At 43.5% G+C, this 7,599-nt stretch carries 5 protein-coding genes and 2 pseudogenes; 4 read left to right on the forward strand and 3 right to left on the reverse strand.

The features are described 5' to 3' along the window. Window positions 1-39: 39 nt before the first annotated feature. Window positions 40-2,694 carry an ABC transporter permease gene (locus ACFS25_RS28990; RefSeq protein ID WP_381508290.1) on the reverse strand — a complete coding sequence of 885 codons (2,655 nt, stop codon included), beginning with the start codon at window positions 2,692-2,694 and terminating at the stop codon, window positions 40-42. Further along, window positions 2,691-3,026, reverse strand: coding sequence for a PadR family transcriptional regulator (locus tag ACFS25_RS28995; RefSeq protein WP_381508292.1), 336 nt, complete (start codon window positions 3,024-3,026; stop codon window positions 2,691-2,693). The genes ACFS25_RS28990 and ACFS25_RS28995 overlap by 4 nt, the downstream gene beginning before the upstream one ends. A 775-nt stretch (window positions 3,027-3,801) precedes the next feature. Between ACFS25_RS28995 and ACFS25_RS29000 the strand changes: the two genes are divergently transcribed. From ACFS25_RS29000 to ACFS25_RS29010, 3 genes and pseudogenes are all read left to right on the forward strand, one after another. Next, complete coding sequence (locus ACFS25_RS29000) at window positions 3,802-4,134, forward strand: transposase (RefSeq protein ID WP_381508294.1); 333 nt, start codon at window positions 3,802-3,804, stop codon at window positions 4,132-4,134. A gap of 62 nt (window positions 4,135-4,196) precedes the next feature. Further along, window positions 4,197-4,982 (forward strand): annotated as a pseudogene (locus ACFS25_RS29005) (IS3 family transposase); the annotation flags it as partial. 114 nt (window positions 4,983-5,096) lie between these two features. Then, the gene (locus ACFS25_RS29010) at window positions 5,097-5,465 is read left to right on the forward strand and encodes a peptidase associated/transthyretin-like domain-containing protein (RefSeq protein ID WP_381508296.1); all 369 of its coding nucleotides are present in this window, start codon (window positions 5,097-5,099) and stop codon (window positions 5,463-5,465) included. A gap of 45 nt (window positions 5,466-5,510) precedes the next feature. Here the strand turns inward: ACFS25_RS29010 and ACFS25_RS29015 are convergent. Further along, a pseudogene (locus ACFS25_RS29015) lies at window positions 5,511-6,083 on the reverse strand (chemotaxis protein CheB). Window positions 6,084-6,358: 275 nt separating this feature from the next. On the opposite strand from ACFS25_RS29015, the gene ACFS25_RS29020 reads away from it, so the two are divergent. Next, entirely contained in the window at window positions 6,359-6,721 is a 363-nt protein-coding gene (locus tag ACFS25_RS29020; RefSeq protein WP_381508298.1) for a hypothetical protein, read from the forward strand. The last annotated feature ends 878 nt before the right edge of the window (window positions 6,722-7,599 follow it).

Consider the following 7,599-nt stretch of genomic DNA (forward strand, 5'->3'; position numbering starts at 1 on the left):
AAACCGTAGTATACGATTTATTTTACACGATTTCCTACGTTATTCTGCTTTCAGTACCTGGGCTGGATTGCTTCGCGCCACACCGATGGTTTTAGAGCTTATAATCAGCAACGCAATCACCATAAAAAGCATCAGGCAACTCAGTAAACCAAGCACCGTAATAGGGGCATGATACGCCAGCTGACTTAATACTACTTTATCGAATAGAAGATACGTGGCCGGCAGGGCCAGGAAAGCAGCGGCAAGTAAAATCCCTAAAAAGCCTTTACTTAATAGATACACCAGACTGGCCTCACTGGCACCCAATACCTTTCGTACGCTTACCTCTTTCAATCGGGTTTCGGCCGTAAAGACGACCATACCAAATAAACCCAACGAGGCAATAAAAATCGTCATAAAAGCCAGGCAGCCAATGACTTTGCTCATCATAGACAAGGGTCTATAAAATTGCTTAATGTCATCCTGGTATAAACTCGCCATGAGGGGATGAACGCGGTCAATTGTACGCCAGGTCGACTGGAGCCGAGCTAATGTCGATGGCCAATCAGTGACTTGAATACGCACATTTAAATAGTGAGCATCCTGAGGGAAATACCGAAAAAAGGCTGGTTCAACTTTCTGATAGAGTGATCCGTAATGAAAATCCTTGAGGACGCCGACGATCAGATTAGGTTTTCCGTCAACTAGTAGCGACAAGCCTACTGCTTTTTGGGGGTCATTGTTACCGATGTTGAGCCGTTTCAGCAGCTGCTGATTCACCACTATTTCGCTCGTTTCACTCGGCACAGACTTGGGAAATACATTCCGGCCAGCTACTAGTTGATATGCATGCAGTGGTATATAGTTCTCGTCAATTCCATTCACGTTCGCCATTACCGAATCCCGAGAATCCAAATACTTTATGTAAGCGCTGTAAGAGTTACCCAAACCCGTTACCAGTTGAGACTGCGAGAGCCCGCTTACCCCCGATAATTGGGCAATTTCTTTTTTAACCCGATCGGCTGAATTACCCTGTAAAGCAATATTGACGATGTTATCTGTTGAGAAACCCAGGGGTTGCGAAATGAAAAAGTCATATTGAGTATAGATGATTAGGGTTGAGGCAATGAAGCAGAGGGAAAAGGTATACTGAAGAAAGATTAATGCCTTTCGCAGATTTACGTGGCGAAACAGCTTAAGGGTCCGGGCACTTTTGAGCACCTGTACCGGGTTGATATTGGCCAGTGATACCGCTGGCAATAGACCCGATAAAACGCCCACCACTACAGCGAGAAGTAGAAATGAAGCGACTACCATGGGGCTTAAATCCAGCTGAGCGAAGCTAGGCCCCATCGATAAAAAAGCGGTACGCCAGCCAAAAAATAGGCCTACTGAAACCAGTAGGGCCAGTAACGCAATCACGACAGCCTCCACCACAAACTGCATAACAACCTGACTTCTCAAGGCTCCGAGTACTTTACGTACGCCCACTTCACGGGAACGCCGGAGCGAGCGGGCGATGGACAGATTTGTATAATTGAAACAGGCCGACAAAATAGCCGCCATGGCCAGACCGATAATTACCCACAGCACGCTACGCGGTACGCTATGCCCAATCTCATTGTGCAAATCCTGCCCCAGAAAGATGTTGGTCAGGGGTTGCAGATGTGTCGTGATCGTTGCCTCAGGTAGTCGGGCATTTTCGACTTGGCTCAGTCGATCCAGACCAACCTGAATCTGACGGGCATCTCCAGTTAGCGGCAACAGAAGGTAGACATAGGCATCCGAAATGTTTTTCCAATTAGCAAACTCCTGACTATATACTGGATTACTTTCCAGGGTGGAAAAGGAAGCCAACGATTCAAATTGAAGGTGTGAGAAAAAGGGGATGTCGTTCATCACTCCTGTCACGATGAAGTTCGTGGAATCAACACGAATCTGTTGATTCAGCGCACTGGCCTTGCCAAACAGTTTGTATGCCGCTTTCTGAGTGAGTACAATCGAGTTAGGTTCCTGGAGGGCGGTGGCTGGATTGCCTTCAAGAAGGGGAAAGCTAAATACATTGAAAAAGGAAGCTGTCGCCCACAATCCATTGATAGGTAAAGTCGTGTGCCCAATCGTAACGTCGCCAGGAAAGCCACGCCTCAGCATAGCTACATCTTCAACACCCGCCAGTTTTTGCGAACTATACTTACCGATTTTGACCGAGGTAGATGCCAACTCGTTGGTGTTTCCGGCTCGGGTTTGTTGGGTCGTGGTAATACGATAAATTCGGTCCCGATTCTGATGAAAGCGATCATAGGACAGCAAATCATGGATGAGGGCAATCACCAGCAGACCAACAGATAGGCCAATTGAGAGGCCTACCACGTTGATTATCGAAAATAATTTATTCCGCACAATGCTGCGGCCGGATGTTTTGAGGTAACTGCCAATCATGATAGGCTGGGGAGAAAAGGTACGGCTTGACGGCTTGCGAAGGGTGTATAACCGGGGGAACTTGAGTACATCGAGACTATATATCCAGCGTGCTCGCTTTGGTCCTTTTGTTAACAGGTTGCGGGCAAAGTATTCATTCAAATCACCTTGTAAGTCTTCCAGCAACTCAGGTCGGCAATACCACCTGAGCAGTCGCTGTGCCCACTTAGGTGGTTCGACTGGCTTTCCATTTTCGGTTCCATCGACGTTTGGCTCCTGGTTATGTAGCGTTTTCATAGGCTAGGTTTAAGAACAAAATCTGGAATAAGGCACCAAAGTCCGTCGCGCACCTCCTTACTTTTTAATAAAGCAGCCTTCCCCGCATTGGTCACTGAATAATAGCGTTTACGCTTTCCTCCTCGCGAACTAGTCGATTCGCCCAGGCTACTGCTGGCCAAGCCCTTTTCTTCCAGTCTATTGAGCACGGTATGGACGACCCCGAATTTGGCAGTTCGCCCGGTATGTTTTTCCATCTCGTCGCATACCGCAACACTATAGGCATCATTAACCAGAGCCGCAATGGTTAGTAGGACCAACTCCTCAAATTCACCCAGGTTAGTGCCTTTCATGAATAGAATCAATTAATTCATCAAATGTATGTAAAATTGATTAACTACCTATTTGTATGTTAAACTAATTTAAACGATCTCATCTACCGGAAGAACTACAATGTTCAGAAAACCAACGCGAATCTCACCGCCCTTTTCAACGCTTATGCCTGAGCCACCTCAATGATTTAACTTATTTCAGATGGCATGATTCGGTAAGAGGATTTCGGACCGGTGGGCATTTGGCGTAAGAAAAAAACAGAACGTATGTGACTGATTGAGTTGGACAGATAGTAAAAATCAGTGTCTCACGAAAACGCTCCATTTCCTAAGACGACAAAGGTCTCATTTTTCATATTTGTATGCAGATAAAGGAGTGTCTGTATAGAAATAAAATGAAGTAAATGGACTTATGATAATTGCATTATTCTCATTCGGGTTGTATAAGGATAGTTACGTTAATGAACTATTCTTAGATCAACCACGCCATAGAAGCCTTGAAAACAGGCCCAATTGTCGGTTGGGAAGGGAGGACGAAAAGCCAATATTATGTTAATGGAATTTCTGTAGATTGGACTCGAAAACTACGAGTAAAGGACCGCTAAAAACGGCTTCATAGTTAATGTAACGTTTGATTATACGACAGTTATAAATTCGCCAAACTCATGAAGGCAAAATGGATTGTTTTGTTAGTATCGCTAATAGCGCTTAAGCAACCTATCGTTGCTCAATCAAGGCTTTGGACTTGCTACATTTAACTGGACACTGAGTTAAGCATGATCTAACTTAGTGAATTATGAAAACAAGTAGAAGGCAGTACGACGAAAAATTCAAAATTATGGCCGTCAATCTTTCGGTGGCCAAAGGCTCCATCAAAACGACCGCTGCTGAATTGGGCATTGCCGCTCAGCTTTTGACCCGATGGCGTCAAGAGCGGTTAACTCCCACAGGAAAGGTTGCTACTCAGGGGGCTCAACTCAGTGGAGAGCAGCAAGAGATTTTGCGGTTGAAAAAAGAACTCCGACAAGCTGAGCTAGAACGCGATATATCCCGGCGGTCAGCATCTTCTCCAGGAACGACGGGAAATATTCCGATTTATAAAAGCCCAACAGACTGTTTTTCCCGTTGAGTTGATGTGTAAAGTAATGAAGGTGAGTCGAACGGGGCCGCCCGTGCGGTGGCTATTATTGCTGGCTGTCGCAGCCAGATAGTAAACGAGAATTCGAGAACGAACGTATTCTCGAATTGATAAAAGCCTCATTTTCAGCCAGCAAGGAAAGGTATGGAAGTCCTAGGATCACGAAAGACCTTAACGCGCTTGGGCATAAGGTTTCCCGTCCCCGAGTGGCTAGACTAATGCGAAAAGCGAAGATCAAAAGCCTAATTCAGAAGAAATATGTGGTCAACACAACTGATTCGAAGCATACCTATCCGGTGGCAGAAAATCATCTAAATCGAGGCTTTACCCCTGTGATGGCGGGTAAAGCCTGGGTTTCCGACTTGACCTATATCCACACGCGGGAAGGGTGGGTGTACTTGACAATGGTTATGGACTTATACGATCGCAAGATTATCGGCTGGGCATTAAGCGAGTCAATGAAAGCCATCGATACCACCATTCCCGCCTGGCAGATGGCCCTTAAAAATAGGCCAATCACCGGTGATCTAATTTTCCATTCAGACCGAGGTATTCAGTATGCCTGTTATGCGTTCACTGATTTGATCAAACAGAGCTCAACCGTATTACAAAGTATGAGTAGGAAGGGAAATTGCTGGGACAATGCGGTGGCAGAAAGTTTTTTTAAAACGCTAAAGACAGAGCTTATTTACCAGCAGGACTTTATTACAAGAGCCATAGCCAAACAAAGTGTATTTGAGTATATCGAGATTTGGTACAACCGCCAGAGGAGGCATTCCGTGCTGGGTTACCTATCCCCAGTTGATTTCAGTAAAGTGTCATTTCAACAAGTCGCTTAAATTTTTGTCCAGTATTTTGTTGCAAGTCCACTAACTTTATGTTAATGAACAGAAAATAGAATTACATAACTTTCTGTGCAGACATGGGCTTTGATTAGTTCAAAACAGCCGCTTATGAAAATTATACTATGTCTGCTCTTTTTGATTAACTATTCCCTTTGCCTAGCACAGAATCGTAAGGGTGTTTATACTATTCAACGAGAAAAGAGTGCCTTAGGTAATAAAAGTATAATTAGTGGCTCTGTAGTCGATTTTGCCACCAATCAGCCGCTCAAAGTGGCCGTTATCAAGATCGATACAACGTTGATCCAAACCGATACATTAGGGCATTTTCGACAAGAGCTATCTCCTGGAAAACATCAAGTACGCGCGGGATTTATTGGCTACTACCTGATTGATCTAGGCAAAATCAGTTTACGAAAGGGGGAGCTGATCAATATATTATTCCGAGTTAAAGAGGATACCAGGCCTTTGATAGATTAGGGCTTCAAAGTTGTTGTATAAGTGAGCTTATGTAAAGCCAAACGGTTAAGACGCTAGTCTAAGCAACGCATGAGCTAACCGTTTAGGCGATAAAATTTCTATTGGATGATCGTTGAGAATTGCTGATTGAGGCATGTTAGTGAATTCAGCGGTTTGAGGATCTTGCACCATTACTTGGCCTTGCTGATGGTGAATCTGAATCGATCCAAGTGTACCATCAGAGCCTGCTCCCGAGAGCACAATGCCGATCGCGTATGCTTTCTGGCCCTTAGCTAGTGAGTTAAAGAAGATATCCACCCCCCAATTGCTCCGTTCTTCGATTTTCCTATCCTGTAGCTGTAAAAAGCCCTCTTCAATCGTCATCATCTTATTAATAGGTAACAAATAGATGTGGTTGGGTCTGACTTCTTACTGATGAGTAGCCCAACAGACCGGCATAGCCGTATGCTTGGCTAAGAGCTTATCGGCAATACTAATGTAGTCTCTATTTAAGTGTTGAATAACAATAAAAGCAATACCTGAGTTGGCCGGTATCTGCTCAAAGAAAGTCCAAAGCGGTTCTTGACCACCAGCAGACACACCAATGGCGGCGATATAGAACTTTGATTCATTTACCATAGGTGAAAAGATGTTATATAATCAGTGTTCTGTGAAGTAGAGCCTCCTGAAAGCCTACCCCAAAAGAAGGAAAACCTGCCAAAAGCCTCTGGCAAGCCACCCTAAAGCCAATAATATCCTACTGCGCTTGCTTTTCCGCGAAATAGAGCTGTGTTTTCTTCCCTTTCGACTTAGAACAAACCGTTAAAAAAAAATACAGCATCAAAAGCTCACTTAATTCCTTTTTTGCGGTCAACTAATGTAAGTAGTTTTAATCCAGTCTAAAACGGAAACGTATGAAAACTAATACACATCGAAAGCCAACGTTGAGGGTTAGAGAGAAATCAATTATGGAGGCCATCTCGAAGCCAGATTGGAAAATTAAAGGCTGGACTATTCACTTCTTAGTAGCTGAAAAACAACTTCATCGGCTTAAAAAATTATCTACTTTGGACAACTGGTATGAAGATCCGATTGTAGTAGACACGTGTCACGATAGACTTCATACGTGTTATAATAGTATTCAGCAATACTACGATACATTCGGTTTACTGCCCGTGGTCGGGGATCGCCTATACGATGAAGATTCAGGCTTGATCATTCAGGACAGGTCCATTGATGGAGATCTGAAGATCATCAGTTTTACCATGAGTATTTAGCAGCGGATCTAACCACCTTCCAAGCTTCCTTCTAACCTACACTTTCGTTAAGTGTAGCTCTTTTGGTACACTGAACGAAAAAAGTTTTATTCAGTGATGTTGAAAGCGGCTAAACGTTCTGCCCGAGTTGGATGTAGCTGTTGCCACAAGCATGACAATGAAAACCTCGTGTGTTCATTAGAAGTTGAATACCCCAAGCCCAGCTCGGTCGTTTTACACGATCCGAGTGGGTATTGTTACAAACTGGACACTGTCTCATCCTGGTTACATGACGACCAACTTCTCTGACTAAAATTATTGCTACTAATATAGATACTATAATGATGAATATGTATATAAGAGTTACCATTATAAAGTTTTTATAAATAACAAGTTAATAAATATTCCCCAAACAAGGTCTATATTATAAAATTATTCCTTTTTTGGCTGATAGATTAGTGGAGATACTAGTCAAGTTAAAAGAGCATCCGGCGATGATGTCGTGGTACAGTTTTGTAAAGAGCGAAGGCGAACGCTATTTCGATACCAACTCAAAAAGGGATATTCGCTTACTATACTATTCATCTGTTCGCTCCTCTTTTCAGATTACAATTCACTCTGTTTTCACGGCTTCTATAAGGCGTGTGATCTAAGAATATTCCCTTAACATAACGGTGCATATGCAACTTACCTAAGAATTGTACCATTTTCAACGCAACCAATTTGTTAACAGGATGTGCAAAGCATCTCCCCTTCATGGCTGTACAATGACAAATGAGTTAATCTTTTCAAGAAATAGTTGGTAAGCTAGGAAAATTTCGAATTCTCAAATTACGCTCGTGGCTGTTGCACAACTCTGCCTGTGCATAAAATGGCTAAATGAGTTGAGTTTTTGTATC

Source organism: Spirosoma flavum (assembly GCF_042686045.1).
Lineage (GTDB): Bacteria > Bacteroidota > Bacteroidia > Cytophagales > Spirosomataceae > Spirosoma > Spirosoma flavum.

Coding starts and splice junctions, on each gene's coding strand:
- ACFS25_RS28990 (WP_381508290.1), bottom strand. CDS start 2,694: ATGAAAACGCTACATAACCAGGAGCCAAACGTCGATGGAACCGAAAAT.
- ACFS25_RS28995 (WP_381508292.1), bottom strand. CDS start 3,026: ATGAAAGGCACTAACCTGGGTGAATTTGAGGAGTTGGTCCTACTAACC.
- ACFS25_RS29000 (WP_381508294.1), top strand. CDS start 3,802: ATGAAAACAAGTAGAAGGCAGTACGACGAAAAATTCAAAATTATGGCC.
- ACFS25_RS29010 (WP_381508296.1), top strand. CDS start 5,097: ATGAAAATTATACTATGTCTGCTCTTTTTGATTAACTATTCCCTTTGC.
- ACFS25_RS29020 (WP_381508298.1), top strand. CDS start 6,359: ATGAAAACTAATACACATCGAAAGCCAACGTTGAGGGTTAGAGAGAAA.